This is a genomic window from Flavonifractor sp. An92, from assembly GCF_002159175.1.
Classification (GTDB): Bacteria; Bacillota; Clostridia; order Oscillospirales; family Oscillospiraceae; genus Pseudoflavonifractor_A.
Genome location: NZ_NFGZ01000008.1, coordinates 76,228 through 101,492 on the forward strand (window position 1 = coordinate 76,228; position 25,265 = coordinate 101,492).

The 25,265-nt window shown below is 63.2% G+C and carries 39 protein-coding genes and 1 tRNA gene; 2 read left to right on the forward strand and 38 right to left on the reverse strand.

The annotated features are described in order from the left end of the window. Positions 1-113: 113 nt before the first annotated feature. Positions 114-190 (forward strand) — tRNA-Arg (locus B5G43_RS07600). Positions 191-241: 51 nt separating this feature from the next. On the opposite strand, the gene B5G43_RS07605 is transcribed toward B5G43_RS07600, so the two are convergent. Next, entirely contained in the window at positions 242-1,249 is a 1,008-nt protein-coding gene (locus B5G43_RS07605; protein WP_087259908.1) for a permease, read from the reverse strand. 82 nt (positions 1,250-1,331) lie between these two features. Then, positions 1,332-3,959, reverse strand: a complete 2,628-nt coding sequence (locus tag B5G43_RS07610; RefSeq protein WP_087259910.1) for a TetM/TetW/TetO/TetS family tetracycline resistance ribosomal protection protein — start codon at positions 3,957-3,959, stop codon at positions 1,332-1,334. A gap of 160 nt (positions 3,960-4,119) precedes the next feature. On the opposite strand from B5G43_RS07610, the gene B5G43_RS07615 reads away from it, so the two are divergent. Further along, positions 4,120-5,106 (forward strand): lipoate--protein ligase, encoded by a 987-nt coding sequence (locus tag B5G43_RS07615; protein WP_087259911.1) that lies wholly within the window; start codon positions 4,120-4,122, stop codon positions 5,104-5,106. A gap of 47 nt (positions 5,107-5,153) precedes the next feature. Here B5G43_RS07615 and rplQ read toward each other — a convergent pair whose 3' ends face one another. The 36 genes from rplQ to B5G43_RS07795 form a co-directional block, all read right to left on the reverse strand. Beyond that, entirely contained in the window at positions 5,154-5,495 is a 342-nt protein-coding gene (rplQ, locus tag B5G43_RS07620) for a 50S ribosomal protein L17 (protein WP_087259914.1), read from the reverse strand. Between the two features lie 173 nt (positions 5,496-5,668). Beyond that, positions 5,669-6,619 carry a DNA-directed RNA polymerase subunit alpha gene (locus tag B5G43_RS07625; RefSeq protein ID WP_087259916.1) on the reverse strand — a complete coding sequence of 317 codons (951 nt, stop codon included), beginning with the start codon at positions 6,617-6,619 and terminating at the stop codon, positions 5,669-5,671. 85 nt (positions 6,620-6,704) lie between these two features. Then, positions 6,705-7,307, reverse strand: coding sequence for a 30S ribosomal protein S4 (gene rpsD / locus B5G43_RS07630; RefSeq protein WP_087259917.1), 603 nt, complete (start codon positions 7,305-7,307; stop codon positions 6,705-6,707). Positions 7,308-7,325: 18 nt separating this feature from the next. Further along, entirely contained in the window at positions 7,326-7,727 is a 402-nt protein-coding gene (rpsK, locus tag B5G43_RS07635; protein ID WP_087259918.1) for a 30S ribosomal protein S11, read from the reverse strand. 14 nt (positions 7,728-7,741) lie between these two features. Beyond that, the gene (gene rpsM, locus B5G43_RS07640; protein WP_087259920.1) at positions 7,742-8,110 is read right to left on the reverse strand and encodes a 30S ribosomal protein S13; all 369 of its coding nucleotides are present in this window, start codon (positions 8,108-8,110) and stop codon (positions 7,742-7,744) included. A 20-nt stretch (positions 8,111-8,130) separates the two neighbouring features. Continuing rightward, a complete protein-coding gene (gene rpmJ / locus B5G43_RS07645) occupies positions 8,131-8,244 on the reverse strand; it encodes a 50S ribosomal protein L36 (RefSeq protein ID WP_008982609.1) in 114 nt (37 codons plus the stop codon). A gap of 92 nt (positions 8,245-8,336) precedes the next feature. Further along, positions 8,337-8,555: a translation initiation factor IF-1 gene (infA, locus tag B5G43_RS07650; RefSeq protein ID WP_087259922.1), complete on the reverse strand. Its 219-nt coding sequence runs from the start codon at positions 8,553-8,555 to the stop codon at positions 8,337-8,339. 4 nt (positions 8,556-8,559) lie between these two features. Continuing rightward, on the reverse strand, positions 8,560-8,835 hold the full coding sequence (locus B5G43_RS07655; RefSeq protein ID WP_087259924.1) for a KOW domain-containing RNA-binding protein: 276 nt from the start codon (positions 8,833-8,835) through the stop codon (positions 8,560-8,562). 2 nt (positions 8,836-8,837) lie between these two features. Continuing rightward, positions 8,838-9,593: a type I methionyl aminopeptidase gene (map, locus tag B5G43_RS07660; protein WP_087260020.1), complete on the reverse strand. Its 756-nt coding sequence runs from the start codon at positions 9,591-9,593 to the stop codon at positions 8,838-8,840. A gap of 11 nt (positions 9,594-9,604) precedes the next feature. After that, complete coding sequence (locus B5G43_RS07665; protein WP_087259926.1) at positions 9,605-10,237, reverse strand: adenylate kinase; 633 nt, start codon at positions 10,235-10,237, stop codon at positions 9,605-9,607. A 20-nt stretch (positions 10,238-10,257) separates the two neighbouring features. Next, the gene (gene secY, locus B5G43_RS07670; RefSeq protein WP_087259928.1) at positions 10,258-11,577 is read right to left on the reverse strand and encodes a preprotein translocase subunit SecY; all 1,320 of its coding nucleotides are present in this window, start codon (positions 11,575-11,577) and stop codon (positions 10,258-10,260) included. Next, positions 11,578-12,018 (reverse strand): 50S ribosomal protein L15, encoded by a 441-nt coding sequence (rplO, locus tag B5G43_RS07675; protein WP_087259930.1) that lies wholly within the window; start codon positions 12,016-12,018, stop codon positions 11,578-11,580. A gap of 14 nt (positions 12,019-12,032) precedes the next feature. Beyond that, positions 12,033-12,215, reverse strand: a complete 183-nt coding sequence (rpmD, locus tag B5G43_RS07680; RefSeq protein ID WP_087259931.1) for a 50S ribosomal protein L30 — start codon at positions 12,213-12,215, stop codon at positions 12,033-12,035. 15 nt (positions 12,216-12,230) lie between these two features. Continuing rightward, the gene (gene rpsE / locus B5G43_RS07685; RefSeq protein ID WP_087259933.1) at positions 12,231-12,731 is read right to left on the reverse strand and encodes a 30S ribosomal protein S5; all 501 of its coding nucleotides are present in this window, start codon (positions 12,729-12,731) and stop codon (positions 12,231-12,233) included. A gap of 18 nt (positions 12,732-12,749) precedes the next feature. Then, on the reverse strand, positions 12,750-13,109 hold the full coding sequence (rplR, locus tag B5G43_RS07690; RefSeq protein ID WP_087259935.1) for a 50S ribosomal protein L18: 360 nt from the start codon (positions 13,107-13,109) through the stop codon (positions 12,750-12,752). Between the two features lie 14 nt (positions 13,110-13,123). Beyond that, positions 13,124-13,669: a 50S ribosomal protein L6 gene (gene rplF / locus B5G43_RS07695; RefSeq protein WP_087259937.1), complete on the reverse strand. Its 546-nt coding sequence runs from the start codon at positions 13,667-13,669 to the stop codon at positions 13,124-13,126. Positions 13,670-13,683: 14 nt separating this feature from the next. Next, positions 13,684-14,082, reverse strand: a complete 399-nt coding sequence (gene rpsH / locus B5G43_RS07700; RefSeq protein WP_087259939.1) for a 30S ribosomal protein S8 — start codon at positions 14,080-14,082, stop codon at positions 13,684-13,686. 405 nt (positions 14,083-14,487) lie between these two features. After that, entirely contained in the window at positions 14,488-14,673 is a 186-nt protein-coding gene (locus tag B5G43_RS07705; protein WP_006573415.1) for a type Z 30S ribosomal protein S14, read from the reverse strand. Between the two features lie 14 nt (positions 14,674-14,687). After that, positions 14,688-15,227: a 50S ribosomal protein L5 gene (rplE, locus tag B5G43_RS07710; RefSeq protein WP_087260022.1), complete on the reverse strand. Its 540-nt coding sequence runs from the start codon at positions 15,225-15,227 to the stop codon at positions 14,688-14,690. A gap of 26 nt (positions 15,228-15,253) precedes the next feature. After that, positions 15,254-15,568 (reverse strand): 50S ribosomal protein L24, encoded by a 315-nt coding sequence (gene rplX, locus B5G43_RS07715; RefSeq protein WP_087259941.1) that lies wholly within the window; start codon positions 15,566-15,568, stop codon positions 15,254-15,256. Positions 15,569-15,583: 15 nt separating this feature from the next. After that, complete coding sequence (rplN, locus tag B5G43_RS07720) at positions 15,584-15,952, reverse strand: 50S ribosomal protein L14 (RefSeq protein ID WP_087259943.1); 369 nt, start codon at positions 15,950-15,952, stop codon at positions 15,584-15,586. A 12-nt stretch (positions 15,953-15,964) separates the two neighbouring features. Next, positions 15,965-16,225 carry a 30S ribosomal protein S17 gene (rpsQ, locus tag B5G43_RS07725; protein WP_033116904.1) on the reverse strand — a complete coding sequence of 87 codons (261 nt, stop codon included), beginning with the start codon at positions 16,223-16,225 and terminating at the stop codon, positions 15,965-15,967. Between the two features lie 20 nt (positions 16,226-16,245). Next, the gene (gene rpmC / locus B5G43_RS07730; RefSeq protein WP_087260024.1) at positions 16,246-16,443 is read right to left on the reverse strand and encodes a 50S ribosomal protein L29; all 198 of its coding nucleotides are present in this window, start codon (positions 16,441-16,443) and stop codon (positions 16,246-16,248) included. Further along, positions 16,443-16,880, reverse strand: coding sequence for a 50S ribosomal protein L16 (gene rplP / locus B5G43_RS07735; RefSeq protein ID WP_087259945.1), 438 nt, complete (start codon positions 16,878-16,880; stop codon positions 16,443-16,445). Before rplP ends, rpmC begins: the two co-directional genes overlap by 1 nt. Continuing rightward, positions 16,880-17,725, reverse strand: a complete 846-nt coding sequence (rpsC, locus tag B5G43_RS07740; RefSeq protein ID WP_087259947.1) for a 30S ribosomal protein S3 — start codon at positions 17,723-17,725, stop codon at positions 16,880-16,882. The genes rplP and rpsC overlap by 1 nt, the downstream gene beginning before the upstream one ends. Positions 17,726-17,740: 15 nt before the next feature. Continuing rightward, positions 17,741-18,073 (reverse strand): 50S ribosomal protein L22, encoded by a 333-nt coding sequence (rplV, locus tag B5G43_RS07745; protein ID WP_087259949.1) that lies wholly within the window; start codon positions 18,071-18,073, stop codon positions 17,741-17,743. A gap of 12 nt (positions 18,074-18,085) precedes the next feature. Next, on the reverse strand, positions 18,086-18,358 hold the full coding sequence (gene rpsS / locus B5G43_RS07750; RefSeq protein ID WP_087259951.1) for a 30S ribosomal protein S19: 273 nt from the start codon (positions 18,356-18,358) through the stop codon (positions 18,086-18,088). A gap of 14 nt (positions 18,359-18,372) precedes the next feature. Beyond that, positions 18,373-19,206: a 50S ribosomal protein L2 gene (gene rplB, locus B5G43_RS07755; protein ID WP_087259953.1), complete on the reverse strand. Its 834-nt coding sequence runs from the start codon at positions 19,204-19,206 to the stop codon at positions 18,373-18,375. 14 nt (positions 19,207-19,220) lie between these two features. Then, positions 19,221-19,520: a 50S ribosomal protein L23 gene (gene rplW / locus B5G43_RS07760; protein ID WP_087259955.1), complete on the reverse strand. Its 300-nt coding sequence runs from the start codon at positions 19,518-19,520 to the stop codon at positions 19,221-19,223. Further along, the gene (gene rplD, locus B5G43_RS07765; protein ID WP_087259957.1) at positions 19,520-20,140 is read right to left on the reverse strand and encodes a 50S ribosomal protein L4; all 621 of its coding nucleotides are present in this window, start codon (positions 20,138-20,140) and stop codon (positions 19,520-19,522) included. The genes rplW and rplD overlap by 1 nt, the downstream gene beginning before the upstream one ends. 20 nt (positions 20,141-20,160) lie before the next feature. Further along, on the reverse strand, positions 20,161-20,886 hold the full coding sequence (gene rplC, locus B5G43_RS07770; RefSeq protein WP_087259959.1) for a 50S ribosomal protein L3: 726 nt from the start codon (positions 20,884-20,886) through the stop codon (positions 20,161-20,163). A 132-nt stretch (positions 20,887-21,018) separates the two neighbouring features. Continuing rightward, positions 21,019-21,333 carry a 30S ribosomal protein S10 gene (gene rpsJ, locus B5G43_RS07775; protein WP_087259961.1) on the reverse strand — a complete coding sequence of 105 codons (315 nt, stop codon included), beginning with the start codon at positions 21,331-21,333 and terminating at the stop codon, positions 21,019-21,021. Positions 21,334-21,706: 373 nt separating this feature from the next. After that, the gene (gene aroE, locus B5G43_RS07780; protein ID WP_087259963.1) at positions 21,707-23,101 is read right to left on the reverse strand and encodes a shikimate dehydrogenase; all 1,395 of its coding nucleotides are present in this window, start codon (positions 23,099-23,101) and stop codon (positions 21,707-21,709) included. A gap of 41 nt (positions 23,102-23,142) precedes the next feature. Further along, positions 23,143-23,595 (reverse strand): type II 3-dehydroquinate dehydratase, encoded by a 453-nt coding sequence (gene aroQ, locus B5G43_RS07785; protein WP_087259965.1) that lies wholly within the window; start codon positions 23,593-23,595, stop codon positions 23,143-23,145. Beyond that, entirely contained in the window at positions 23,592-24,086 is a 495-nt protein-coding gene (locus tag B5G43_RS07790) for a shikimate kinase (protein ID WP_087259967.1), read from the reverse strand. Before B5G43_RS07790 ends, aroQ begins: the two co-directional genes overlap by 4 nt. Then, positions 24,083-25,240 carry a bifunctional chorismate mutase/prephenate dehydratase gene (locus B5G43_RS07795; protein ID WP_087259969.1) on the reverse strand — a complete coding sequence of 386 codons (1,158 nt, stop codon included), beginning with the start codon at positions 25,238-25,240 and terminating at the stop codon, positions 24,083-24,085. The genes B5G43_RS07790 and B5G43_RS07795 overlap by 4 nt, the downstream gene beginning before the upstream one ends. Positions 25,241-25,265: the final 25 nt, after the last annotated feature.

A 25,265-nucleotide genomic window follows, 5' to 3' on the forward strand; every position in this document is an offset into this window, starting at 1 on the left:
TCATCTTATACAGAGTCCCATACCGCCGTTGACATCGGACGCACTTTGCGATAAAATAATTTCCAGCCCATTTTGCCCGGAACCGGCGGGAAGGTCCCGCAGGTACCGTCCATACCCCTGTAGCTCAGTTGTATAGAGCGACCGCCTCCTAAGCGGTAGGCCACCAGTTAGAGTCTGGTCAGGGGTGCCAAAAAAGCCTCTGTAAACCGGTTTTGCCGGCTTACAGAGGCTTTTTTCTGTCTTATAGGAGCCAGCCCGAGGCCAGGTTGAACACGCACCCGGCCAGCAGGATGCCCGCCACACAGATGGCAATGAACGCCCCCAGCAGTCGGGGCTTCACCGCCTTTTTCAGCATGATGAGGGAGGGCAGGCTCAGGGTGGTCACCGCCATCATGAAGGACAGCACCGTGCCCAGCCCCGCGCCCTTGTAGAGGAGGCTCTCCGCCACCGGGATGGTGCCGAAGATGTCGGCGTACATAGGCACACCCACCAGGGTGGCCAGCACCACCGCGAAGGGATTGTCCCGGCCCAGCACCGTCTCCACCCAGCTCTGGGGGATGACATTGTGGATCACCGCGCCAACACCTACGCCCAGGAAGATGTAGGGGGCCACCTTCTTTACGGTGGACTTGAGCTGGCCCACGGCATAATCCACCCGGTCCCGGCGCTTGAGCTCCCGCTGGGGGAGGTCCAGATGGGGGGCGTTGCGGATGAAATCTTCCACATAGTGCTCCATGCCCAGCTTCTCCAGCAGCGTCCCCCCGATCACCGCCACCACCAGGCCCAGCAGCACATAGACCACCGCGATCCGGGCGCCGAAAATGCTCATCAGCAGCACCAGAGACCCCAGGTCCACCATGGGTGAGGAGATGAGGAAGGAGAAGGTCACCCCGATGGGGAGCCCCGCGCTGGTGAAGCCCATGAAGATGGGGATGGAGGAGCAGGAGCAGAAGGGAGTCACCGTCCCCAGCAGCGCCGCGGCGGCGTTGGCGGTCAGGCCGTGAACCCTGCCCAGGATCTTTTTGGTCCGCTCGGGCGGGAAATAGCTCTGGATGTACGAGATCCCGAAAATCAGGACCGACAGCAGCACGAAGATCTTTACCGTGTCATAGAGGAAAAACTGCACCACCCCTCCGGCGGTGCCGGTGAGGCCCAGGGCCTCTATCCCCTGTCCGATGAGGGCGTTGAGCCACTTCATACCCAGAATCTGATTCTGGAAGAAGTCCCACGCCGCAGCGACCTGTTCCATGTTCCGCTCCTCTCCGCGCCGCCCGGCGGCGCTACACATTTATTTTTATCAATGTGTAGGATAGCAGACACATCGAACTTTGTCAATCTGTTTTTTGACCCAGCCGGAACTGGAGCTGGTCCAGCTTGCGGGTGCTGCGGTTGTTGCGGGCGATAAGGTCGGCGATCTGCCCCTCAGCCTGCTCGATCTCCTGCCGGAAGGCCCGGGCCGACACCCGCAGCGCCCCGTGGCCCAGGATGATGAGCTGCTCCACGCCGTCGCTGGTGGCCACCCGGACCCGGTGCTTGCGGCCGATCTCGTAGGTCACCTTCTCGATGTAGTTGTCCGCCGTCTCGGCCTCCTTGGTGTAGACCACGTGGATATTCTGGTACTTCTCCACGCTCCCCGGGTTGCCCTTGATGCGGTAGGCGTCAAAGACCAGGATAAGCTCGCACTTGCGGAACCCCTGGTAATTGCTCAACAGGTCCATCAGCGCCTTGCGGGCGGCGTCCATGTTGGTGCGGGCCAGGTCCTTCAGCTCGTCCCAGGCGTGGATGATGTTGTAGCCGTCCACCAGCAGGTACTCCGGGCCCAGGTTCTGGGTGCGGATGTTGTACTTTCCCTCGTCCAGGCTGGTGCGGGCGGGCTTGGGCTGGGGCCGGAAGGCCTCCCGCTCCACCTTGCCGTAGGTGCGCTCAAAGATGGCCTGGAGCTCCTTGTCCTGCTCCAGGGAGGGCCCGGGCCGTGAGAGCCGCACCGGCTGGGCCGCGGGGGCCTCCTCCTCCGGCTCGGCGGTCAGGCAGGCGGGCAGGTGCATCCGCCCCTCCACCTCATTCCACTTGACCACCACACCGGCGCCGTGGTCGCAGAACACCGAGTCGGGGGGATTGTCCACATCCCGCTCCGGGTCGTAGCCCAGAGCCTCCACCACGGCCTCCTGGTCGGCACAGGGCTCGTACCCCCGGAGGGTGCAGAACAGCCGCCCCTGGCCCTTGGAATAGGCCGTCAGCTCCCGCTGGTAGCCCCGAAGGGCCGCCACCGGGGCGGAGCCGGTGAGGACGACCTCCTCCCCCACCGTCTCGGGGGGCTCACACTGGCCGCCCATCTGCTGCAGATCGGTCATGGCCCGGCCCACCAGGGCGGCGGGCAGCTCCAGGCGCACGTCGTACCAGGGCTCCAGGAGGATGTTTTCCGCCTTCATCAGGCCCTGGCGCACTGCCCGGTAGGTGGCCTGGCGGAAGTCGCCCCCCTCGGTGTGCTTCAGGTGGGCCTTCCCAGCGGCCAGGGTAATTTTCAGGTCGGTGATGGGAGAGCCGGTGAGGACGCCGGGGTGCTCCCGCTCCAGCAGGTGAGTCAGAATGAGCCGCTGCCAGTTGCGGTCCAGCTGGTCCTCGGAGCAGGAGGTGGCCACGGTAATGCCGCTCCCCCGCTCCCCGGGCTCCAGAATGAGGTGGACCTCAGCGTAGTGGCGCAGAGGCTCGAAGTGGCCCACGCCCTCCACCGGGGCGGCGATGGTCTCCTTGTAGACGATGTTCCCCGCGTCGAAGTCCACCGCCAGGCCGAAGCGCTCCTGGATGACCGAACGGAGCACATCCAGCTGCACCTCGCCCATGAGCTGGACGTGGAGCTCCCCCAGGGCCTCATTCCACACCAGATGGAGCTGGGGATCCTCCTCCTCCAGGGCCCGCAGCTTGGGGAGCACCGTGTGTGGATCGGCCCCCTCGGGCAGCAGCAGGCGGTAGGTCAGCACCGGCTCCAGCGCCGGGGGCGGAGAGTCGGGCTCCGCTCCCAGGCCCTGGCCCGGCCAGGTGCGGCTCAGGCCGGTGACGGCGCAGACCTGGCCCCCCTCCACCCGGTCGGCGGTGCGGAATTTCGCGCCGGAGTAGAGGCGGATCTGATCCACCTTCTCGCTCCATGCCTCGCCGCCGGTGGTGCCTGAAATGCTGTCCTTCACCTTCAGTGCGCCGCCGGTGAGTTTGAGATAGGTCAGCCGCGTCCCCTGGGCGTCCCGGCCGATTTTATAGACCTTGGCGGCAAAAGAGCTCCCCCACACCGGACGGGGGGCGAAACGCTCCAGACCGGCGAGCAGCTCCCCCACCCCGTCCAGCTTCAGCGCCGAGCCGAACCAGCAGGGGAACACCTTCCGCGCGGCGATGAGGGCGGAGAGGGTCTCGTCCGAGAGCGCGCCGCTCTCCAGATACTCCTCCATAGCTCCCTCGTCGGTGAGGGAGATCTCCTCCAGAGTGTCCGGGTCCTCCAGCATTCCGAAGTCGGCACAGCCGCCACTGAGGCGCTGGCGGAGGTCGGAGAGCACGGCGTCCCGGTCGGCTCCATCCAGGTCCATCTTGTTCACAAAGAGGAAGGTGGGCACGCCGTAGCGCTCCAGCAGCCGCCACAGGGTCCGGGTGTGGCCCTGCACGCCGTCGGTGCCGCTGATGACCAGCACCGCGCAGTCCAGCACCTGGAGGGTGCGCTCCATCTCGCTGGAAAAGTCCACATGCCCCGGTGTGTCCAGCAGGGTGATCTCACACTCGGGCAAAGGCAGAATGGCCTGCTTGGAGAAGATGGTGATGCCCCGCTCCCGCTCCAGGCGCTCGGTGTCCAGAAAGGCGTCCCCGTGGTCCACCCGGCCCAGCTTGCGGATGGAGCCGCTCTCGTAGAGCATGGCCTCCGACAGCGTGGTCTTGCCCGCGTCCACATGGGCCAGAATGCCCACGACCAGTTTTCTCATATCGCTACTCCTATGTGTACGGGGCTCCGCCCCGCTGTACTCTGCGTTTCATGATAGCACACCCCGGGCCAAATTGCCACGGAAATCCCAACCCGCGCTTGCGCCGGGCCCCGCCGGCATGGTACAATTTCCCTATCACCGGTGAAAGGGGGCCTCCCACATGATGTACTATCTGGAATGCTCCGGCCACGACCCCCGCTTCCATCTGGCCCTGGAGCATTACGTGTTTCACGGTCTGGACCGGCGGCACTCCTATTTCCTGCTGAGCCAGAACGACAACGCCGTCATGGTGGGGCGGCACCAGAACACCCTGACCACCGTGGACCCCGTCTACGCAGCCCGGCACCAGCTCCAGGTGGTGCGGCGGCTCTCCGGCGGCGGCGCGGTCTACCACGACCTGGGGACGGTCAACTATACCTTCATCTCCGGCGGCGACAGCTCCGCCGCCTATGATTTTTCCACATTTTCCGGCCCCATTGTGGAAGTGCTCCGGCGCATGGGCCTGCCGGCCCAGCTCAACGGCCGCAACGACATCACCATCGACGGGCGCAAGTGCTCCGGCAGCGCCCAGTACCGCCGGGACGGCCGGGTGCTCCACCATGGGACCCTCTTCTTCGACACCGACCTGGAGGCCCGGCAGCGGGCGCTGACGGTCTTTCCGGTCCATCCGGCCTCCCGCTACCGGATCGAGCCCGTCACCAACATCCGACCCCGTCTGGAGCGGGATCTGGACACCCTCTCCTTCCTGCGGGTACTGCGCTCCGCCATGTTCTCCTCCGCCCGGCTGGAGCCCTACCGCCTGACCGAGGGCGACCTGTCCGCCGTCCAGGCCATCCAGGCAGAGATCTACGACCGCTGGGATTGGAATTACGGCTCCCTTCCCCCCTGCCGCTTCCACAAGGAGCTCACCGTGGAGGACTGCGGGCAGGTGGAGGCCTGGCTGAACACCGACCCGGAGGGGACCATCACCTCGCTGCACTTTTTTGGCGACTACTTCGGCGATGGAGACAGCTGCGTGCTGGCCCGGCGCTTTCTGGGCGTCCCTCTGGAGGAGGACGCCCTCCGCGCCGCCCTGGCCGGGGTGGACCTGGAGCCCTACTTCCACGGCATGGACCGGGAGGCCTTCCTCTCCCTCCTGCTGTCCTGAGACGAAAAAATCCCCTGCCCGCGGGCAGGGGATTTTTGTTCGCTTTCTTACACCAGCTGAACGATCGCCATCTCAGCGGCGTCGCCGCGGCGGGGACCGATCTTCACCACGCGGGTGTAGCCGCCGTTGCGCTCGGCGTACTTGGGACCGATCTCGTCGAAGAGCTTCTTGGCCACATCCTCCTTGGTCAGGAAGCCCAGCGCCTGCCGGTAAGAGGCCAGGTTGGCCTTCTTGGACAGGGTGATCATCTTCTCAGCCATGGGGGCGACTTCCTTGGCGCGGCTCAGGGTGGTCTTGATCTGGCCGTTCTCCAGCAGGTAGGTGGTCATGGCGCGGAGCATGGCCATACGCTGATCAGTGGGGCGGCCCAGCTTACGATATCCGGACATGTGAGTCAACTCCTATCGGTATTTCGCCTGGCGAAATCCAGTGTAAATTCGTCCTGAGGGGTTATCCCTCTGAGAGGCGCCGCCCCCGCTGGGGGCGGCATCGCCTTGGCGTATCCGGGAGGGGACGTTACATGCCCCCGGACTGCCTCTCGCACCGGCCAATCAGGCCGGGATCAGTTGTTCTCCTCGCTGGCCAAGGACAGACCCATCATAGCCAGCTTGTTGATGACCTCTTCCAGGGACTTGCGGCCCAGGTTGCGCACCTTCATCATCTCGTCCTCGGTCTTGGAGATCAGATCCTCCACCGTGTTGATGTTGGCGCGCTTGAGGCAGTTGAAGGAACGGACCGACAGGTCCAGTTCCTCGATGGTCAGCTCCAGTACCTTGTCCCGCTGAGCCTCGCTCTTCTCCACCACCGTGGACTTGGAGCCCATGGTCTCAGAGAGGTCGGTGAAGAGGACGAAGTGGTCGCAGAGGATCCGGGCGCCCAGGCTCACCGCGTCCCGGGCGGTGATGGTGCCGTTGGTCCACACCTCCAGGGTCAGCTTGTCAAAGTCCGTCTGGTCGCCCACACGGGTGGGCTCCACGGTGTAGTTGACCTTGCGGACCGGGGTGTAGATGGAATCCACGGGGATGAGGCCGATGACCATCTGGGCGGGCTTGTTCCGGTCGGCGGGCACATAGCCCCGGCCGTGGGACAGCGTCAGCTCCATGTTGAGGCTGGCGTCGGGGCCCAGGGTGGCAATCTTCAGGTCGGGGTTGAGGATCTCAACCTCGCCGTCGGCCTTGATGTCACCGGCGGTGACCACGCACTCGCCGCTGGCCTCGATATAGACGGTCTTGACGCCCTCGCAGTGCAGCTTCGCAATGATCCGCTTGACGTTGAGGACGATCTCCGTCACATCCTCCTTGATACCGGGGATGGTCGTAAACTCGTGCTGTACACCGGCGATCTTGATCGAAGTCACCGCGGTGCCAGGCAGAGAAGAGAGCAGGATGCGGCGCAGGGAGTTACCCAGCGTGATGCCGTAGCCGCGCTCCAGCGGTTCCACCACGTACTTGCCATAAGAGCCGTCGGCTGGGTTTTCCACACATTCGATGCGCGGCTTTTCGATTTCTACCATGTGTTACCCTCCTTTTCGCAGCGGCGGGCCGGGCAGCCCGCCGCCTGGTATTACAGCTCACCAATAATCGAGGGTACGCTCTCTCTTACTTGGAGTACAGCTCGACGATCAGGTGCTCCTCGATGGGCAGGTCGATGTCCGCACGCTCGGGCATCTGGACCACGGTACCCTTCAGGGAGTTCTTCTCACGCTCCAGCCACTTGGGCAGCAGCACGTTGGGAGCGTCCTCGCCGGTCAGGCGCTTGAACTTCACGGAAGAACGGCTGGCCTCCCGGACCTCGATGACGTCACCGGGCTTGACCAGGTAGGAGGGGATGTCCACCCGCTGGCCGTTCACAGTGAAGTGGCCGTGGCCCACCAGCTGACGGGCCTCACGGCGGGTCATGGCGAAGCCCAGACGGAAGGCCACGTTATCCAGGCGGCGCTCCACCAGGACCAGCAGGTTCTCGCCGGTCTTGCCGGGCATCCGGGCGGCCTTCTCGTAGTACATACGGAACTGCTTCTCCATGATGCCGTAGACGAACTTCACCTTCTGCTTCTCAGAGAGCTGCAGGGCGTACTCGCTCTTCTTCTTGCGCATCTGACCGCCGGGATTGCGGTTGCTCTCCTTCTTGGCATAGCCCATCGCGGCAGGAGAAATGCCCAGCGCACGGCAGCGCTTGGCGATCGGCTGCATATTCTTTGCCATATCAGTTTCCTCCTTCTCTTACACGCGGCGACGCTTGGGCGGACGGCAGCCGTTGTGGGGGATGGGGGTCACGTCCTTGATCAGGGTGACCTCCAGGCCCACGGCCTGCAGAGCGCGGATGGCGGCCTCACGGCCGGCGCCGGGGCCCTTCACGTAGACCTCGACGGTCTTCAGGCCGTGCTCCATGGCAGCCTTAGCGGCGGTCTCAGCGGCGGTCTGAGCGGCGAAGGGGGTGGACTTACGGGAGCCACGGAAGCCCAGGCCGCCGGAGGAGGCCCAGGACAGGGCGTTGCCGCCCATATCGGTCACGGTGACCATGGTGTTGTTGAAGGAAGAGCGGATATGCACCTGGCCCTTCTCCACGTTCTTGCGCTCGCGGCGCTTGCGGATCACTTTCTTACCCTTGGTATTCGCAGCCATTGCTTATCCCTCCTTTACTTCTTCTTGTTCGCGACGGTACGCTTGGGACCCTTGCGGGTACGGGCGTTGGTCTTGCTGCGCTGGCCGCGGACCGGCAGGCCCTTGCGGTGACGGATGCCGCGGTAGCAGCCGATCTCGGTCAGACGCTTGATATCCATCGCCACGTCGCGGCGGAGGTCGCCTTCCACAGTGTAGTTGTGGGAGATGCACTCACGCAGCTTGGCCTCCTCCTCGTCGGTGAGGTCCTTCACGCGGGTGTCGGGGTTGATCCCGGTCTCAGCCAGGATCTTATTGGCGCTGGTGCGCCCAATGCCAAAGATATAGGTCAGGCCGATCTCGATCCGCTTATCCTTCGGCAGGTCAATGCCAGCAATACGTGCCATACTGTTTCAGCACCTCCTAATTAACCTTGTCTCTGTTTGTGCTTGGGGTTCTCGCAAATAACCATGACTTTGCCCTTGCGCTTGATGACCTTGCACTTCTCGCACATGGGCTTCACGGACGGTCTAACTTTCATTGTCGTTACCTCCTGATAGCCTGCGGGCTCTCAGACATGACAGAACTCATGTCGCTCTGCGCGTCCCGGCCTTCCGCCGGCGGCACGCCTTATTACTTACTGCGCCAGGTGATCCTTCCGCGGGTCACATCGTAGGGGGACATCTGGACCGTCACCTTGTCGCCGGGCAGGATGCGGATGAAGTTCATCCGCAGCTTGCCGGAGATATGGGCCAGAATGATGTGACCGTTTCCGATATCCACGCGGAACGTGGTGTTGGGAAGGGACTCAACCACGACGCCCTCCACTTCGATCATATCGTCTTTTGCCAAAGCGTCATACCCTCCTTGCATCCTCTCGGAAAGCGGCCAGCGCCCTCCGTAACTCGCTGTCCGACACCTGCTGACCGGCCTGGACTTTCTCCAGGACCGGGTGCCGGAACGCCCCGGCGAAAGCGGCGTGAATACCCTTCTTCCGCTTGGGGCTCCTAGCCTTTCTGCGCTTCCCGTCGGCCAGGAGCAGGTAGGCGCCGTCGGTGTCCAGGACACAGAACAGCTCCCCCTTGTCATGCCCGGCCAGGGATTGCACGATCTGGGCTTTTGCAAACTCCATGCTCAGTCTCCCGTCACGGTGAGGATCTCAGGCTCACCGTCGGTGATGAGAATGGTGTTTTCGTAGTGCGCGGTCAGGGAACCGTCGGCCGAAACCGTGGTCCACTTGTCCTTGAGCACTTTTACGTGCCAATCGCCGGCGCACACCATGGGCTCCACCGCCAGGGTCATGCCCGGCTGGAGCCGGGGACCGTGGCCGGCGGGTCCGAAATTGGGGACCTCGGGGGCTTCGTGCAGGTTGCGGCCCACACCGTGTCCCACGAAATCCCGTACCACCGAGCAGCCGTTTGCTTCCACATACTTCTGCACGGCGTGGGAGATGTCATACACCCGATTTCCAGGCCGGGCCAGCTTGATACCCTCCCAGAAGCTCTGCTCAGTCACCTCGATGAGGCGCTGGGCCTCGGGGGAGATGGCGCCGCAGGCAAAGGTGGCGGCGCAGTCGCCGTGGAAGCCGCCGATGTAGGCGCCCACATCCACGCTGACGATGTCGCCCTCCTTCAGCACGATGTGCTTGGAAGGGATGCCGTGGATGACCACCTCATTCACCGAGACACAGGCGGAGCCGGGGAATCCCCCGTAGCCCAGGAAAGAGGGCTTGGCGCCCTGGCTCTCGATGAATTTGCGCACCTCAGTGTCGATCTCCAGCGTGGAAACGCCGGGACGCACCAGGGAGCCGGCCAATGCCCGGGCCTGGGCGGTGATCCGTCCGGCCCGGCGCATCAGCTCGATCTCATGGGGAGATTTGAGGGAAATCAGATCCATTCCGCTCACTTCCCCAGCAGCTTCATAATGGCCTCATTGGTGGCCTCAATGCCGCCCGCATCGGGAACGGTCTTGAGGATACCGCGGGTCTCATAGAAGTTCTTCAGGGGCTCGGTCTCCTGATGGTAGACCTCCAGACGGTGCTTGACCGTCTCAGGCTGGTCGTCCTTGCGCTGCTCCAGCGCGCCGCCGCACTTGTCGCACACGCCCTCCACCTTGGAAGGAGCGGCCACGATGTGGTAGGTGGCGCCGCAGCCGTGGCAGGTCCGGCGGCCAGTCATGCGGGCCTCGATGACGCTGTCGGCGATCTCCAGGGAGAGCACCGCGTCAAAGTTGATACCGGCCTTCTCCAGAGCCTCCGCCTGGGCGATGGTGCGGGGCACGCCGTCCAGGATATAGCCGCCGGCGCAGTCGGGCTCCGCCAGGCGCTCCTGGATAATCCCGATGATGACCTCGTCGGGGACCAGCTTGCCGGCCTCCATATAGGCCTTGGCCTGCAGGCCCACGGGCGTGCCGTTCTTCACCGCGGCGCGGAGGATGTTGCCGGTGGAGATGGTGGGAATGCCGAGCTTCTGGCTGATGATCTCAGCCTGCGTGCCTTTTCCGGCGCCGGGGGCGCCCAACAGAATCAGCTTCATTACCCTTAACCCCTCTCTTATTACTCCAGGAAGCCCTTGTAATGCCGCATGAGCATCTGAGCCTCCATGGCCTTGACCGTCTCCAGAGCGACGCCCACCACGATGATGATGGAAGTGCCGCCGATGGCCAGGGTGCTGCTGCCCACCAGAGCGCCGGTGACGATGGGGGCAATCGCAATGATGGACAGATAGATGGCACCGAAGAAGGTGATCTTGCCCAGAACCTTGCTGATGAAGTCCGCGGTGGGCTTGCCGGGCCGGAAGCCGGGCACGAAGCCGCCGTTCTTCTTCAGGTTGTTGGCCACTTCCACGGGGTTGAACTGCATGGTGGAGTAGAAGTAGCTGAAGCCCAGGATCAGCAGGAAGTACACCACAATATAGAAGACGCTGGTGGTGTCAAAGATTTTCAGGAAGGTGTTCCAGCCGGAGCCCTCCACCTGGGCCGAAGGCACGAAAGCGCCGATGGTCGCGGGCAGGGAGGCAATGGCCTGGGCGAAGATGATGGGCATAACGCCGCTCATGTTCACCTTCAGGGGCAGGTGGCTGGACTGGCCGCCGTACATCTTCCGGCCCACCACGCGCTTGGCGTACTGGACGGGGATGCGGCGCTCGGCATTCTGGATGAACACGATGAAGACCACCATGATCAGCATGCCGATGAGAATCAGGGGGATGAAGGCGGGATGCATGCCGCCCTCGTTGCCGGCAGCCCAGTTCTGCACGCCCACGATCATGGCCAGGATCATGTGGGGACCCCGGGACAGGATGCCGGCGAACAGGATGATGGAGATGCCGTTGCCGATGCCGAACTCGGTGATCTGCTCACCCAGCCACATGATGAACGCGGAGCCAGCGGTGAAGGTGAGGATGATCACGATGGAGCCCCACACCTCAGGCAGGCCGCCGAAGTCCAGGATGTTGTTGCCGGCGGTACGGACCAGAGTCAGGTAGCCGAAGCCCTGCAGCAGGGCGATGGCGACGGTGACGTAACGAGTGATCGCAGCGATCTTCTTGCGGCCCTCCTCGCCGCCCTCTTTCTGGAGACGCTCCAGAGCGGGGATGGCGACGGTCAGCAGCTGCACGATGATGGAGCTGTTGATATAGGGCTGCACGCCAAGGGCAAATACCGTGGCGTAACTAAAGGCCGTACCATTCATGGCGCCCAACAGACCGAAGATGGTGCCGTTCATGGCATTCATCTGAGTGGCGAAGAGCTGACCGTCCACAAAGGGAACAGGCACGGCGGAGCCCAGCCGGAAGATCAGCAGCGCGAAGATGGTAAAGAGGATCTTCTTGCGCAGCTCAGGAATCTTCCAGGCGTTGCGTACGGTCTCGAGCACTTAGATCACCTCGTACTTTCCGCCGGCCGCGACGATCTTCTCCTTCGCGGAGGCGGAGAACGCGGAAGCGCGAACAATGAGCTTCTTGTTCAGGGTGCCGTTGCCCAGCACCTTGACGCCGTGCTCACACTTGGACAGGATCCCCTTCTCCAGGAGATCGCAGACGTTGACGGTCGCGCCGTCGTCAAACTTGTTCAGCGCGGAGACGTTGATGCTCTCCAGGCGCTTGGCAAAGATGTTGTGGAAGCCGCGCTTGGGCAGACGGCGGGCCAGAGGCATCTGGCCGCCTTCGAAGCCGACGCGGACGCCGCCGCCAGAGCGGGCCCACTGGCCCTTCTGACCACGGCCGGCGGTGGTGCCGTTACCGGAACCCTTGCCGCGGCCCTTGCGGTAAGCCTTCTTCACAGAGCCGGGCGCGGGAGACAGTTCATGCAGTTTCATATCGCGCACCTCCATTACTGTTCCTCGGTGACCTGGAGCAGGTAACCGATCTGAGCGATCTTGCCGCGGGTGGCGACATTGTCGGGCTGGACGGTGGTATCGCCGATCTTGCGCAGCCCCAGAGCCTCGGCAGTCGCCTTATGCTTGGCGATGCGGCCGTTCAGGCTCTTGACCAGCTTGATATTGATGTTAGCCATTGTGGTCGGCCCTCCTTAACCTACGATCTCGCTGACGCTCTTGCCGCGGACCCGGGCCACTTCCTCGGGGGAACGCAGGGACTTCAGGCCCTCGAAGGTAGCGGACACCACGTTCTGCGGGTTGTTGGAGCGCAGGCACTTGGCGCGGATGTCACGGATGCCGGCCGCCTCCATGACGGCACGGACAGGACCGCCGGCGATGATACCGGTACCGGGGGCGGCGGGCTTCAGGAGCACGCGGCCAGCGCCGAACTCACCGATCACCTCGTGGGGGATGGTGGTGCCGGACAGGCTGATGGTGCACATGTTCTTCTTGGCATCCTCGATGCCCTTGCGGATGGCCTCGGGCACCTCAGCGGCCTTGCCCAGGCCGAAGCCCACGCGGCCCTTCTCGTCGCCCACGACCATGAGGGCGGCAAACTTGAAGATACGGCCGCCCTTGACGGTCTTGCTGACGCGGTTCAGAGAAACGAGCTTCTCGGTGAACTCGCTGGGTTCTCTTTCAAATCTAGCCATGTTCGTTCTCCTCCCCTATTAAAACTCCAGGCCGCCCTCACGGGCGCCCTCGGCCAGAGCGGCGACGCGGCCATGGTAGACATAGCCGCCGCGGTCGAAGACCACGGTGCTGATGCCGGCGGCCTTGGCACGCTCAGCAACGGTCAGGCCAACCTTCTTGGCGGCCTCACAGTTGGAGCCCTTGCCCTCGAAGCCCTTCTCCAGGGAAGAAGCGGAGACCAAGGTCTTGCCGCTCACGTCATCGATGACCTGGGCGTAGATGTTGGTCTCGCTGCGGAACACGTTGAGACGGGGACGCTCGGGCGTGCCGGAAATCTTGGAGCGGACACGCTTATGGCGCTTAAGCCGCTGCGCCTTGGTATTGGGACGATTGATCATAGTGGCACACCTCCTTATTTCTTCTTGACGCCGGTCTTGCCTTCCTTGCGGCGGATGACCTCGTCGGTGTATTTGATACCCTTGCCCTTATAAGGCTCGGGGGGACGCTTCTCTCTGACTTCAGCGGCAAACTGACCCACGACCTCCTTGTCGGCGCCGGAGATCACGATCTTGTTAGCGCTGGGGGTCTCGATGGTGATGCCCTCGGGGCCCTCCATAAAGACCTGATGGGAGAAACCGAGGTTCATGACCAGCTTCTTGCCGTCCATGGCCACACGGTAGCCGACGCCGTTGACGTCCAGCTCCTTCTTGAAGCCCTCAGTCACACCCACCACCATGTTGTGGAGCAGGGTGCGGGTCAGGCCGTGCAGGCTGCGGTTCTCCTTCTCATCGTTGGGACGGGTAACGAGCAGCTCGTTGCCCTCCTGGGCGATGTTCATGTTGGGGTGGAACGCGCGGGTCAGGGTGCCCTTGGGGCCCTTGACGGTGACCACGTTCCCATCGATCTTCACGTCCACGCCGGCGGGGATGGAGATCGGCTTTCTTCCGATTCGGCTCATTCTTTCTCCCTCCCTTACCACACGAACGCAAGGACTTCGCCGCCGACGTGAGCCGCGCGAGCAGCCTTGTCGGTCATGACGCCCTTGGACGTAGAGACGATAGCGATACCCAGACCACGGATGACGCGGGGCAGCTCATCAGCGCCAGCGTACACGCGCAGGCCGGGCTTGGACACGCGGCGCAGACCGGAGATAACCTTCTCCTTACCAGCGCCGTACTTCAGGGTGATGCGGATCACGCCCTGGGTGCCGTCGTCGATCAGCTGGAAGTTCTTGATATAGCCTTCATCCAGCAGGATCTGAGCGATGGACTTCTTCATGTTGGACGCGGGGACGTCCACGGTGTCATGCTTTGCGTTGTTCGCGTTGCGGATGCGGGTCAGCATATCCGCAATGGGATCGGTAATATGCATGAGTTTACCCTCCTTTTTGAATTACGAGTCCGTGAGAAGACCCGTTAAGGCGGCAAGGTATCGGAGGTCGCAAATCTCCGACCTTTTAACCGTCTGCCAAGGAACTATTATATAGTGAAAAGCCCGGCTTGAAAAGTGAAATTTGGCCTCTTTCCGAACTTTTGGAGGATTGCCCTACCAAGGGTGCCGGAAAGGGGCCTCCTTATTCATTTTTCACAGTCCGACTTGCACTATCGGGTGGGTTTATCTCCTAAACGGAGAATTTTGTTTTTCGCACCTGCCGGTGCGCTGAGCCGCCGCCGAAGGCGGCTCCGCCGTGAGGGAACGGCGTTACCCCGTCACGCAACGCAAGCGCCCGACGTGTCATACACGTCTGGCGCGGCGTTGCAAACGGGTGTTTGGTTCTTACCAGGAGGCCTTCTTCACGCCGGGGATCTGACCCTTGTAGGCCAGCTCGCGGAAGCAGATACGGCAGATGCCGTAGTCCCGCAGATAGGCGTGGGGACGGCCGCAGATCTTGCAGCGGTTGTAGCGGCGGGTGGAGAACTTGGGCTCCGCCTGCTGCTTCAGGATCATAGACTTCTTAGCCATTAACGTTCTCCTCCTTAGCGGGCGAAGGGCGCGCCGATCTGGGTCAGCAGCTCCTTGGCCTCTTCATCAGTCTGAGCGGTGGTGCAGAACACGATATCCAGGCCGCGGATCTTGTCGATCTTGTCGTACTCGATCTCGGGGAAGATCAGCTGCTCCTTGATGCCCAGGGCATAGTTGCCGCGGCCGTCAAAGGCGTTGGGGTTGATGCCGCGGAAGTCACGCACGCGGGGCAGGGCCACGTTGAACAGGCGGTCCACGAACTCCCACATACGATCGCCGCGCAGGGTGACCTTCGCGCCGATGGGCATGCCCTCACGCAGCTTGAAGTTAGCCACGGACTTCTTGGCCTTGGTGATGATGGCCTTCTGGCCGGTGATCTTGGTCAGATCGCCCACGACGGCCTCCAGGACCTTGGAGTTGTCCCGGGCCTCGCCGCAGCCGCAGTTGACCACGATCTTGTCCAGCTTGGGGATCTGCATGGTGGACTTGTAGCCGAACTTCTGCATGAGAGCAGGAGCGACTTCTTCCTGGTACTTCTTCTTCAGGTTGGGCATGTTAGCCATAGTTGACTCCTCCTCTCTTAGATCTCGGCGCCGCACTTCTTGCAGATGCGGACCTTCTTGTCACCCTCGACCTTGTGGCCGATGCGGGTGGGCTTGTTGCACTTGGGGCAGACCTTCTGCACCTTGCAGGCGTAGATGGGGGCCTCCTTCTTGATGATGCCGCCCTGGTCGCCCTGCTTGCGGGGCTTGGTGTGGCGGGAGACGACGTTGACGCCCTCCACGACCACCTTGCTCTCCTTGGGGAGAACGTTCAGGACCTTGCCCTGCTTGCCCTTGTCCTTACCGGACAGGACGATGACGGTGTCGTCCTTACGAATGCTCATCTTATTCATGCCTCGTTACCCCCCTTACAGCACTTCGGGAGCCAGGGACAGGATCTTCATATAGTCCTTGTCGCGCAGCTCGCGGGCCACGGGCCCAAAGATACGGGTACCGCGGGGATTCTTGTCGTCCTTGATCAGGACGGCGGCGTTGTCGTCGAAACGGACATAGCTGCCGTCGCTGCGGCGCACGCCGCGGACGGAGCGGACGATGACGGCCTTGACCACCTCGCCCTTCTTCACGGTGCCGCCGGGCTGAGCCTTGCGCACGGAAGCCACGACCACGTCGCCGATGTTGCCGAACTTACGCTTGGAGCCGCCCAGCACGCGGATGGTCTTGATCTCCTTGGCGCCGGTGTTGTCGGCCACCTTCAAATAAGTTTCCTGCTGAATCATGACCGCACCTCCTTACTTCGCCTTCTCGATGATCTCGACCACGCGCCAGCGCTTGTCCTTGGACAGGGGGCGGGTCTCCATGACCTTGACGCGGTCGCCCACGCCACAGGCATTCTGCTCGTCATGGGCCTTCAGCTTGTAGGTCCGCTTGACGATCTTCTTATACAGAGGGTGGGCCACACGGTCGGCGATGGCGACCACCACGGTCTTGTCCATCTTGTCAGAGACCACCAGGCCGACTCTGGTCTTACGGGAAGAAGTTCTGTTCTCCATGATAATTCCTCCTTCTTACATTATCGGCCAGCGAGCTGCTGCTCACGCAGGATGGTCTTGACTCGGGCAATGTCTTTCTTGACCTCCGCGATCTTCACGGGGTTCTCCAGCTGATTGGTGGCATGCTGAAGCCGGAGCTGGAACAGGTCCTTCTTCAGGTCGCCCAGCTTGGTCTCCAGCTCAGCGGCGCTCATCTTGCGGACTTCGTTTGCCTTCATCATTCTTCACCACCAATCTCGGTCTCGGCGGTCTGCTTCTTCACGATCTTGCACTTGACAGGCAGCTTGTGAGAAGCCAGACGCAGGGCCTCGCGGGCGATCTCCTCGGAGACGCCGGCGATCTCGAACATCACGCGGCCGGGCTTGACCACGGCCACCCAGTACTCGGGAGAACCCTTACCGGAACCCATGCGGGTCTCGGCGGGCTTCTCGGTGATGGGCTTGTCGGGGAAGATCTTGATCCAGACCTTACCGCCACGCTTGGTGTAACGGGTCATGGCGATACGGGCGGCCTCGATCTGATTGCTGGTGATCCAGCAGGGCTCGGTGGCCTGGAGGCCCCAATCACCGTAAGTGACGGTATTGCCCTTGAGGGCCTTGCCCTTCATGCGACCGCGGTGCACGCGGCGGTATTTCACTCTCTTAGGCAGCAGCATTAGTTGGAGCCTCCTTCCTTCTGAGCATTGCCGGCGGGACGGGCGCCGCCCTGCCGGAAGCCGCCCTGGGGACGGCCGTTGTTGTTGCGGTTAAAGCCGCCGTTGCGGTTGAAGCCGCCCTGGCGACGGTCGCCGTCGCGGCGATCGCGGCGGGGACGCTCGGGGCGCTCCTTAAAGTTCTTGGTGTCCAGGGTGCGGGGGGTGGTCCGCAGGCTCTGGGTGAGCACCTCGCCCTTGTAGATCCACACCTTCACGCCGATGCGACCGTAGGTGGTGGCAGCCTCAGCGAAGCCGTAGTCGATGTCGGCGCGCAGGGTCTGCAGGGGAATGGTGCCGTCGTGATAGTGCTCGGTGCGGGCGATCTCAGCGCCGCCCAGACGGCCGGACACGCAGGTCTTGATGCCGCGGGCGCCCATGCGCATAGCGCGGCCCATGGCGTTCTTCATGGCGCGGCGGAAGCCGATGCGCTTCTCCAGCTGCTGGGCGATGTTCTCGGCCACCAGCTGAGCGTTCATGTCGGGGCTCTTGACCTCGACGATGTTCAGAGCCACGCTCTTGCCGATCATCTTCTCCAGGGTCAGGCGGAGGCGCTCGATGTCCTCGCCGCCCTTACCGATGACCATGCCGGGGCGGGCGCAGTGCAGGTAGATGCGGACCTTGGCGTTGTCGCGCTCGATCTCGATCTTGGGCACGCCGGCGCCGTAGAGCTTCTTCTTCAGGAAATCACGGATCTTCTTGTCCTCCACCAGCAGGTCGCCGACCTTCTCGTTGCGAGCATACCAGCGGGAGTCCCAATCCTTAATGACACCCACGCGCAGGCCGTGGGGATTCACTTTCTGTCCCATTTTTTTCCTCCTCCCTTAGCGCTCGCTCACGCCGATGGTGATGTGAGAAGTCCGCTTGTTGATCCGGTACGCACGGCCCTGAGCCCGGGGCATGATGCGCTTGATGATGGGGCCGGGGGCGGCGTAGGTGGTGGACACGTAGAGCTTCTCAGGGTCCATCTGGTGGTTGTTCTCGGCGTTGGCCGCGGCGCTCTTGAGCACCTTGAGCATGAGCTCGGAGGCGGCCTTGGGGGTGGCCATCAGGATGGCGGTGGCCTCAGCCACACTCTTGCCGCGGATCAGATCGCAGACGATCTGGACCTTGCGGGGAGAGATGCGGGCATACTTCAGAACAGCTTTCGCTTCCATATTCTCTCCTCCTTACTTACCGGTCTTGGAACCCGCGTGGCCGCGGAAGGTACGGGTGGGGGCGAACTCGCCCAGCTTGTGCCCGACCATATCCTCGGTGACGTACACAGGCACGTGCTTGCGGCCGTCGTGCACGGCGAAGGTGTGGCCCACGAAGGCGGGGAAGATGGTGGAGGAGCGGCTCCAGGTCTTGAGGACCTTCTTCTCGCCGGTCTGGTTCATTTCGTCCACCCGCTTCAGCAGCTCGGGGGCGCAAAACGGGCCTTTCTTGATGCTTCTGGACATGTTTTACAACCTCCTTACTTAGCGTTACGGTGCTTGACGATGAACTTCTCGGTGCGGTTCTTGCCCTTACGGGTCTTGTAACCCATAGCAGGCTTGCCCCAAGGAGTGACAGGGCCAGGACGACCGACGGGGCTCTTGCCCTCGCCGCCGCCGTGGGGGTGGTCATTGGGGTTCATGACGGAGCCGCGGACGGTGGGACGCCAGCCCATGTGACGCTTGCGGCCGGCCTTACCGATCTGGATGTTCTCGTGCTCGATGTTGCCGATCTGGCCGATGGTGGCCAGGCACTCGGGCCGGATATAACGCACCTCGCCGGAGGGGAGGCGGACCTGAGCCATGCCGTTCTCCTTGGCCATTAGCTGAGCGAACTCACCAGCGGCGCGGACCAGCTGGCCGCCCTTGCCGGGGTACAGCTCGATGTTGTGGATCAGGGTGCCCAGGGGGATGTTGGCGATGGGCAGGCAGTTGCCGGGCAGGATGTCGGCGTCGGGACCGGTCATGATGATGTGGCCGGCCTTCATGCCCACGGTAGCCAGGATATAGCGCTTCTCGCCGTCCTCGTACTGGATCAGAGCGATGTTGGCGGAGCGGTTGGGATCGTACTCCACGCGCAGCACAGTGGCGGAGCCCTGCTTGTCGCGCTTGAAGTCGATGATGCGGTACTTCTTCTTGTTGCCGCCGCCGCGGTGACGGACGGTGATGCGGCCGTAGCTGTTGCGGCCGGCGTTCTTCTTCAGAACCTCGGTCAGGCTGCGCTCAGGCTTGGCCTTCTTGTCGATCCCCTCGAAGGCGGACACGGTCATGTGGCGGCGGGAGGGGGTAGTGGGCTTATAAGTCTTGATCGCCATTTCTCTTTACCTCCTTACACCATGCCCTCGAAGAACTCGATGGTCTTGGAGTCCTCGGTGAGGGTGACGATGGCCTTCTTGTAGGAAGCACGGCGGCCAGCGGGGAAGCGGCCGGTGCGCTTGAGCTTGCCGTCCATGTTGATGGTGTTGACCTTGGCGACCTTCACACCGAAGATCTCCTCCACGGCCTTGCCGATCTGGATCTTGTTGGCGTCCTTGGCCACCAGGAAGGTGTACTTCCGGTCCTGGGTCAGGGCCATGGACTTCTCCGTGATCACGGGGCGCTTGATGATGTCATAAGCGACGGTAGCCATTACGCGAACACCTCCTCGATGACGGCCAGGGCGGCCTTGTCGACGATAAACTTGTTGGCGTTCACGATGTCGTAAACGCTGAGGATCTTGGCAGTGGTGGTGGTCACGCCGGGGATGTTCCGGGCGGACAGGACCACGTTCTGGTTGACCTCGCTGGTCACCACGACAGCCTTGCCGGCCTCAACGGCGTTCAGGAAGGACTGCATGGTCTTGGTCTTGATCTCGTCCAGGTTCAGGCCATCGACCACGATGACGTTACCCTCGGCCGCCTTGGCGGACAGGACGGACTTCAGAGCCAGGCGCTTCACCTTCTTGTTGAGGGTGTAGCTGTAATCGCGGGGCTTGGGGGCGAACACGATGCCGCCGTGGGTCCACTGGGGAGCGCGGGTGGAACCCTGACGGGCACGGCCGGTGCCCTTCTGACGCCAGGGCTTGATGCCGCCGCCGGAGACTTCGGCGCGGGTCAGGGCGCTCTGGGTACCCTGACGGCAGTTGGCCAGGTGGTTCTTGACCACGTCATGCACCACGACCTGGTTGGGCTCGATCCCGAAGATGGCGTCGGAGAGCTCCACTTCACCGACCTTAGCGCCGGTCATGTTAACAACAGTTGCCTTAGGCATTTTGGTATCTCTCCCTTCTTTTAGCGGTTACGCGCAGAGGCCTTCTGGGGATTGACGCGGGCAGACGCCTTCTGCGGGTTGTTGCTGATGCCAGCAGCGGCGCCCTTGGCCTTGACGTTGATGACGGAATTGCGCAGGTACACCACGCCGCCCTTGGGGCCGGGGATGGCGCCGCGCACGGCGATGATGCCCAGCTCGGGGTCCACCTTCACCACGTCCAGGTTCAGCACGGTGACCTGGTCGCAGCCCATGTGGCCGGCGCCGATCTTGCCCTTGAAGATACGGGAAGGATCGGTAGCGGGGCCCATGGAACCGGCGTGACGGTGCACAGGACCGCCGCCGTGGCTCATGGGAGTACGGCCGGCGCCATAGCGCTTAACCACGCCGGCGTAGCCCTTACCCTTGCTGATACCGGTGACATCCACGCGGTCGCCCTCGGCGAACACGTCGACCTTCACCTCGTCGCCCACGTTCATCTCAGCCGCGTTGGAGAGCTTGAACTCCTTCAGGACCTTCTTGGGAGAGACCTCAGCCTTCTTCAGATGGCCCAGCTCAGGCTTGGTGAGCTTCTTCTCGGCTACGTCCTCGTAGCCCAGCTGAACGGCAGTGTAGCCGTCCTTCTCCTCGGTCTTCTTCTGCACGACGGTGCAGGGGCCCGCCTCGATGACGGTGACCGGGATGACCTTACCTTCGGCGTCAAAGATCTGAGTCATGCCGACCTTCTTGCCGATGATGGCCTTTTCCATGTTTTTTCCTCCTTATATAGGTTATTGGTTGGGCGAGTTGAGCATCGGGCTCTCATTGCTCGGCCAACTTGACCCGTCCGCCTCAAAACGCGGCGGACTGCGGTACAAACTAAGGAAATAGGGGGTTCGCTCTTACAGCTTGATCTCGATCTCGACGCCGGCGGGGAGCTCCAGGCTCATCAGGGCCTCCACGGTCTTGGCGGAAGGCTTCTGGATGTCGATCAGGCGCTTGTGGGTGCGGCGCTCGAACTGCTCACGGCTGTCCTTGTACTTGTGGACAGCGCGGAGGATGGTGACGACCTCCTTCTTGGTGGGCAGGGGGATGGGGCCGGACACGGTGGCGCCGGTGCGCTTGGCGGTCTCCACGATCTTCTCAGCGCTCTGGTCGATGAGCTGATGATCGTAAGCCTTCAGGCGGATGCGGATCATTTCTTTCTGAGCTGCCATTGGTGTTTCCTCCTTAAACATACGAAGTGACGTTCTGTATTCCGTGCACGCTTCGTACGGTGAGAATCTTCTGTACACGTTTCCGTGCGTGTCGCGGATCGACACGAAGAAAACCGGCGCAAAAGCAGCCGGTTTCGTCCCTGCACGGCATGAGCCGTGTACGGAACCTTCTCAGCCGCCCGATTTGCTCGGACATACTCCGCGGAAGTTACCGGCGAAAGCCGCAATCTCCCGCATCATCGCAGAATGCACCCTTTACAGGCGCTTGATTATGATACCTGAAAACCCGACGTCTGTCAAGAGCTTTCCCGCCGGTTTTTCAATTTTTTTGCCCCGCCGTCCGGTCTGGACGGCGGGGCCGTGTTTCGTTTCCTCAGAGCACCTCACTCAGGCGCTCTTTCATTTCCTCGGGGTCGATCCTGGTCTGGGTGAAGTGCTCCAGCGCCAGCACCGCCTGGTGGACCAGAAGGCCCATGCCGTTGGCGGTCCGGTGCCCCCGCAGGTCGGTCTGGCGGAGGAGCTCGGTCTGGGCGGGGGCGTAGATGAGGTCCACCACCAGGGCCTCCCGGGGCAGCGCGTCCAGGAAGGAGAAGTCCGCAAACTGCCCCGCCGTCCCCTCCATGCCCAGAGAGGTGCAGTTGACCAGCACCCGGCACCCCTGGGCGGCGGCAGCCAGGTCCTCGGGCGTAAAGCCCATAGCGGTCAGGTGCTCCGGGTCGTGGGCGCAGAGGGCCTCCGCCTTCTCCCGGGAGCGGTTGCACACCGTCACCCGGGCCCCGGCCCGGGCCAGCTTCAGGCACACCGCCTTGGCCGCGCCCCCGGCCCCCAGCACCGTGACCGCTGTCCCGGCGGGTTCCACGCCTTCATCGGCCAGGGCCCGGAGGAAGCCCGCGCCGTCGGTGTTATAGCCATAGGTCCTGCCGTCCCGGATGCACACGGTGTTCACCGCGCCGATGAGCCGGGCGTCCTCGTCCAACTCGTCCAGCAGGGGGATCAGCTCCTCCTTGTGGGGCATGGTGGCGTTGAAACCGGCGTATCCGGCGAATTTAGCGCACTCCAGCCACTCCCGGCACTGCCCCCGGGGCACGCTCTGGCAGAGATAGATGTAGTCCAGCCCCAGCGCCCGGATCATGGTGTTCTGGATCAGGGGGGACTTGGAGTGTCCCACCGGGTCCCCGATGACACAGAGTTTGCGGGTGGTGTTCTTCAGTTCCACTTGCATGTCCTTCACTTCCCTCTTGGGCTCCGGCCGGTGGTCGGGCAGGGCGGCGTTCACCCCCAGGGCGATGAGCAGCCCCACGATGGTCTCGATGATGCGGGCGGCGGCGTAGTAGTACCGGGTCACCCCGGTGACGCCGGTGATGAGGATGACACAGGGCAGGATGCAGGCCATGCCACAGGCGGTAGGCCGTTTGATGAGCAGGCACAGCCACACGCCCGCCACACACACCGCGCCCAGCACCGGCACCTTCACCCAGGGATTGTCCAGCGCGGGCCCCAGCAGCAAAGTGGCCGTACCCAGCGCGCCGCCCACCACCACGCCGATGAGGCGGGAGATCCCCTGCTGAAAGGTCTGGCCCAGGGTGCTCTGGGTGCAGATGATGCAGGCGATACAGGCGTACAGCGGCCCCAGCTGTCCCAGCACGCCCCCCAGCTCCTCCCGGTACAGGAGGCCGAAGGGGACAAACAGCGCATAGGACAGCATCACCGACACGGCAGTCTTGACCACCCGCATCCCGATGCGCGGCAGGGGAACCGGATATCTCATGTTCTTCTCCTTTTTATATTCTGTGGAAGCCCACAGTCAGCTCAATGGAAGCTCTCTTTGCCTACTTTCTCTCTCGAGAGAAAGTAGGACATGGCGGCCTCGTAGCCGTACAGGCCCAGGCCGCAGATCTGGCCCACACAGGCGGGGGCGGTGACGCTCTTGTGGCGGAACTCCTCCCGCTGGTGGATGTTGGAGATGTGGACCTCCACGCAGGGCACCGAAACGGCCTTCAGGGCGTCCAGAATGGCCACCGAGTAGTGGGTGTAGGCCCCAGGATTCATGACGATGGCGTCGTACACCCCGTCGGCCTCCTGGATGGCGTCCACGATGTCCCCCTCATGGTTGGACTGGAAGCAGTCGGCGGTGGAGCCGTGGGCGGCGGCGAACTCTTTCAGGTGGGCGCACAGGCTCTCGTAGTTCTCCGAGCCGTAGATGCCCGGCTCCCGCTTGCCCAGCAGGTTCAGGTTGGGTCCGTTGATGATGAGGAATTTCACAGCTTCAGCACCTCCAGAATGGCGTCGGCCGCCGCCTCCGGGGACGGCAGATCGGAAATGACGTGATGGGCCCAGCGGCGGTACACCGGCTCCCGCCGGGCGAAGCGCTCCACGAAGGCCTCTCTCCTCCCCTGGGCCAGGGGCCGGTCCCCCAGCACGCCGGAGTCATAAGTAACACCCGGGTCCCGGCAGAGGAAAAAGACGGTGCCGCTCCCGTGGAGGGGCCGGATGGCCCCCTCCCGCAGGGGGAGCCCCCCGCCGCAGGAGATCACCAGCCCGGATTTCCCGGCCAGTTCCCCGGCCACGCGCTCCTCACAGGCGCGGAAGTAGCCCTCCCCCCACTCCCGGAAGATCCAGGGGATGGTGCGGCCCTCCCGGGCCTCGATGAGGGCGTCGGTGTCGATGAGCTCCACCCCCAGCTTTTTGGAGAGAATGGCGCCCACCGTGGACTTGCCGCAGCCCATCATGCCGATGAGGACGATGTTCTTCATGGCTCGTACCCCTTGAAATTGCCCAGCACCCGCATCTCACCGGAGAGCTGGGAGAGCTCGTGGAGCACCCCGTCCATGCCGGGGGCCAGCAAATCTCCGGAAAACTCCAGGAAGAAAAGGTACTCCCAGCTCCGCCCCGGAATGGGCCGGGACTCCAGCTTCAGAAGGTTCAGCCCCTGGACCGCGAAGAGGGTCAGGATCTGGTGCAGGGAGCCGCTCTGGTGGGGCAGGCGGAAGAGGGCGGAGATCTTGTCCCGGCGCTCCCGCAGCTCCATCACTGGGGAGACCACCACAAAGCGGGTATGGTTGAGGGAGTTGTAGTTGGTGCCCTCCACCAGGATGTTGAGGCCGTAGAGCTGGGCGGCCCGTCGGGAGCAGATGGCCCCGGCGGTGCGGTCCCCGGTCTCGGCCACCTGCTTGGCCGACCCGGCGGTGTCCAGGGTGGGCACCCGCCGCCAGTCCCGGTGTTGGTCCAAAAACTTCTCGCTCTGCATAAGGCCCTGTTCGTGGGAGTAGACCGTGCGGATGTCCGCCATGGTCACCCCGGGGAGGGCCATCAGGCAGTGCTCCACCTTCACATCATACTCCCCCACCACATAATAGCGGTACTGGGCCAGCAGATCGTACACCTGCCGGATGGAGCCGGTGGAGCTGTTCTCGATGGGGAGCACGGCATAGTCGGCCTCCCCCCGCTCCAGGGCGGCGAACACGTCGGAGAACCAGGGACAGCCCTTGCTGTCCACGTCCTCGCCGAAGAACCCGGCGGCGGCCTCCTCGCTGTAACAGCCCGGCTCGCCCTGGTAGACCACCCGGGGACGCTCCACCGGCTTCCGCGCCCCAGCCAGGGCGGCGGCGTAGGCGGCGTAACCCGGGTCCTCGGTGCCCTCCTTCACCAGATGGCGCTGCTGGCGGCGGGAGATGGCCATGATGGTCTCATAGAGCTCCGCCAGGTCGGCCCGGCGGGCCGGGTCGTCGGTGAGGGCGGTCTTGGCGGCGATGACCCGCTTTTCCCGCTCGGCGTCCAGCACCGGCACGCCGTTCTGCTGCTTCCACTCCCCCACCTTGCCGGTGATCTCCATCCGCCGAAGGAACAGGTCCACCAGCTCCCGGTCGATGGCGTCGATCTCCTGTCGGTATTGCTCCAGTTGACTCATGTTCGTCGCTCTCCTTTTCCGGACA

Bases quoted from the DNA above. Each gene is read 5' to 3' on its own strand.
- B5G43_RS07605 (WP_087259908.1), bottom strand. From the start codon at position 1,249: ATGGAACAGGTCGCTGCGGCGTGGGACTTCTTCCAGAATCAGATTCTG.
- B5G43_RS07610 (WP_087259910.1), bottom strand. From the start codon at position 3,959: ATGAGAAAACTGGTCGTGGGCATTCTGGCCCATGTGGACGCGGGCAAG.
- B5G43_RS07615 (WP_087259911.1), top strand. From the start codon at position 4,120: ATGATGTACTATCTGGAATGCTCCGGCCACGACCCCCGCTTCCATCTG.
- rplQ (WP_087259914.1), bottom strand. From the start codon at position 5,495: ATGTCCGGATATCGTAAGCTGGGCCGCCCCACTGATCAGCGTATGGCC.
- B5G43_RS07625 (WP_087259916.1), bottom strand. From the start codon at position 6,619: ATGGTAGAAATCGAAAAGCCGCGCATCGAATGTGTGGAAAACCCAGCC.
- rpsD (WP_087259917.1), bottom strand. From the start codon at position 7,307: ATGGCAAAGAATATGCAGCCGATCGCCAAGCGCTGCCGTGCGCTGGGC.
- rpsK (WP_087259918.1), bottom strand. From the start codon at position 7,727: ATGGCTGCGAATACCAAGGGTAAGAAAGTGATCCGCAAGCGCCGCGAG.
- rpsM (WP_087259920.1), bottom strand. From the start codon at position 8,110: ATGGCACGTATTGCTGGCATTGACCTGCCGAAGGATAAGCGGATCGAG.
- rpmJ (WP_008982609.1), bottom strand. From the start codon at position 8,244: ATGAAAGTTAGACCGTCCGTGAAGCCCATGTGCGAGAAGTGCAAGGTC.
- B5G43_RS07655 (WP_087259924.1), bottom strand. From the start codon at position 8,835: ATGGAGTTTGCAAAAGCCCAGATCGTGCAATCCCTGGCCGGGCATGAC.
- B5G43_RS07665 (WP_087259926.1), bottom strand. From the start codon at position 10,237: ATGAAGCTGATTCTGTTGGGCGCCCCCGGCGCCGGAAAAGGCACGCAG.
- rplO (WP_087259930.1), bottom strand. From the start codon at position 12,018: ATGAAACTGCATGAACTGTCTCCCGCGCCCGGCTCTGTGAAGAAGGCT.
- rpmD (WP_087259931.1), bottom strand. From the start codon at position 12,215: ATGGCTAACATCAATATCAAGCTGGTCAAGAGCCTGAACGGCCGCATC.
- rpsE (WP_087259933.1), bottom strand. From the start codon at position 12,731: ATGGCTAGATTTGAAAGAGAACCCAGCGAGTTCACCGAGAAGCTCGTT.
- rplR (WP_087259935.1), bottom strand. From the start codon at position 13,109: ATGATCAATCGTCCCAATACCAAGGCGCAGCGGCTTAAGCGCCATAAG.
- rplF (WP_087259937.1), bottom strand. From the start codon at position 13,669: ATGAGCCGAATCGGAAGAAAGCCGATCTCCATCCCCGCCGGCGTGGAC.
- rpsH (WP_087259939.1), bottom strand. From the start codon at position 14,082: ATGCATATTACCGATCCCATTGCGGATATGCTGACCCGCATCCGCAAC.
- B5G43_RS07705 (WP_006573415.1), bottom strand. From the start codon at position 14,673: ATGGCTAAGAAGTCTATGATCCTGAAGCAGCAGGCGGAGCCCAAGTTC.
- rplE (WP_087260022.1), bottom strand. From the start codon at position 15,227: ATGCCCAACCTGAAGAAGAAGTACCAGGAAGAAGTCGCTCCTGCTCTC.
- rplX (WP_087259941.1), bottom strand. From the start codon at position 15,568: ATGAATAAGATGAGCATTCGTAAGGACGACACCGTCATCGTCCTGTCC.
- rplN (WP_087259943.1), bottom strand. From the start codon at position 15,952: ATGATTCAGCAGGAAACTTATTTGAAGGTGGCCGACAACACCGGCGCC.
- rpsQ (WP_033116904.1), bottom strand. From the start codon at position 16,225: ATGGAGAACAGAACTTCTTCCCGTAAGACCAGAGTCGGCCTGGTGGTC.
- rpmC (WP_087260024.1), bottom strand. From the start codon at position 16,443: ATGAAGGCAAACGAAGTCCGCAAGATGAGCGCCGCTGAGCTGGAGACC.
- rplP (WP_087259945.1), bottom strand. From the start codon at position 16,880: ATGCTGCTGCCTAAGAGAGTGAAATACCGCCGCGTGCACCGCGGTCGC.
- rpsC (WP_087259947.1), bottom strand. From the start codon at position 17,725: ATGGGACAGAAAGTGAATCCCCACGGCCTGCGCGTGGGTGTCATTAAG.
- rplV (WP_087259949.1), bottom strand. From the start codon at position 18,073: ATGGAAGCGAAAGCTGTTCTGAAGTATGCCCGCATCTCTCCCCGCAAG.
- rpsS (WP_087259951.1), bottom strand. From the start codon at position 18,358: ATGTCCAGAAGCATCAAGAAAGGCCCGTTTTGCGCCCCCGAGCTGCTG.
- rplB (WP_087259953.1), bottom strand. From the start codon at position 19,206: ATGGCGATCAAGACTTATAAGCCCACTACCCCCTCCCGCCGCCACATG.
- rplW (WP_087259955.1), bottom strand. From the start codon at position 19,520: ATGGCTACCGTCGCTTATGACATCATCAAGCGCCCCGTGATCACGGAG.
- rplD (WP_087259957.1), bottom strand. From the start codon at position 20,140: ATGCCTAAGGCAACTGTTGTTAACATGACCGGCGCTAAGGTCGGTGAA.
- rplC (WP_087259959.1), bottom strand. From the start codon at position 20,886: ATGGAAAAGGCCATCATCGGCAAGAAGGTCGGCATGACTCAGATCTTT.
- rpsJ (WP_087259961.1), bottom strand. From the start codon at position 21,333: ATGGCAGCTCAGAAAGAAATGATCCGCATCCGCCTGAAGGCTTACGAT.
- aroE (WP_087259963.1), bottom strand. From the start codon at position 23,101: ATGAGATATCCGGTTCCCCTGCCGCGCATCGGGATGCGGGTGGTCAAG.
- B5G43_RS07790 (WP_087259967.1), bottom strand. From the start codon at position 24,086: ATGAAGAACATCGTCCTCATCGGCATGATGGGCTGCGGCAAGTCCACG.
- B5G43_RS07795 (WP_087259969.1), bottom strand. From the start codon at position 25,240: ATGAGTCAACTGGAGCAATACCGACAGGAGATCGACGCCATCGACCGG.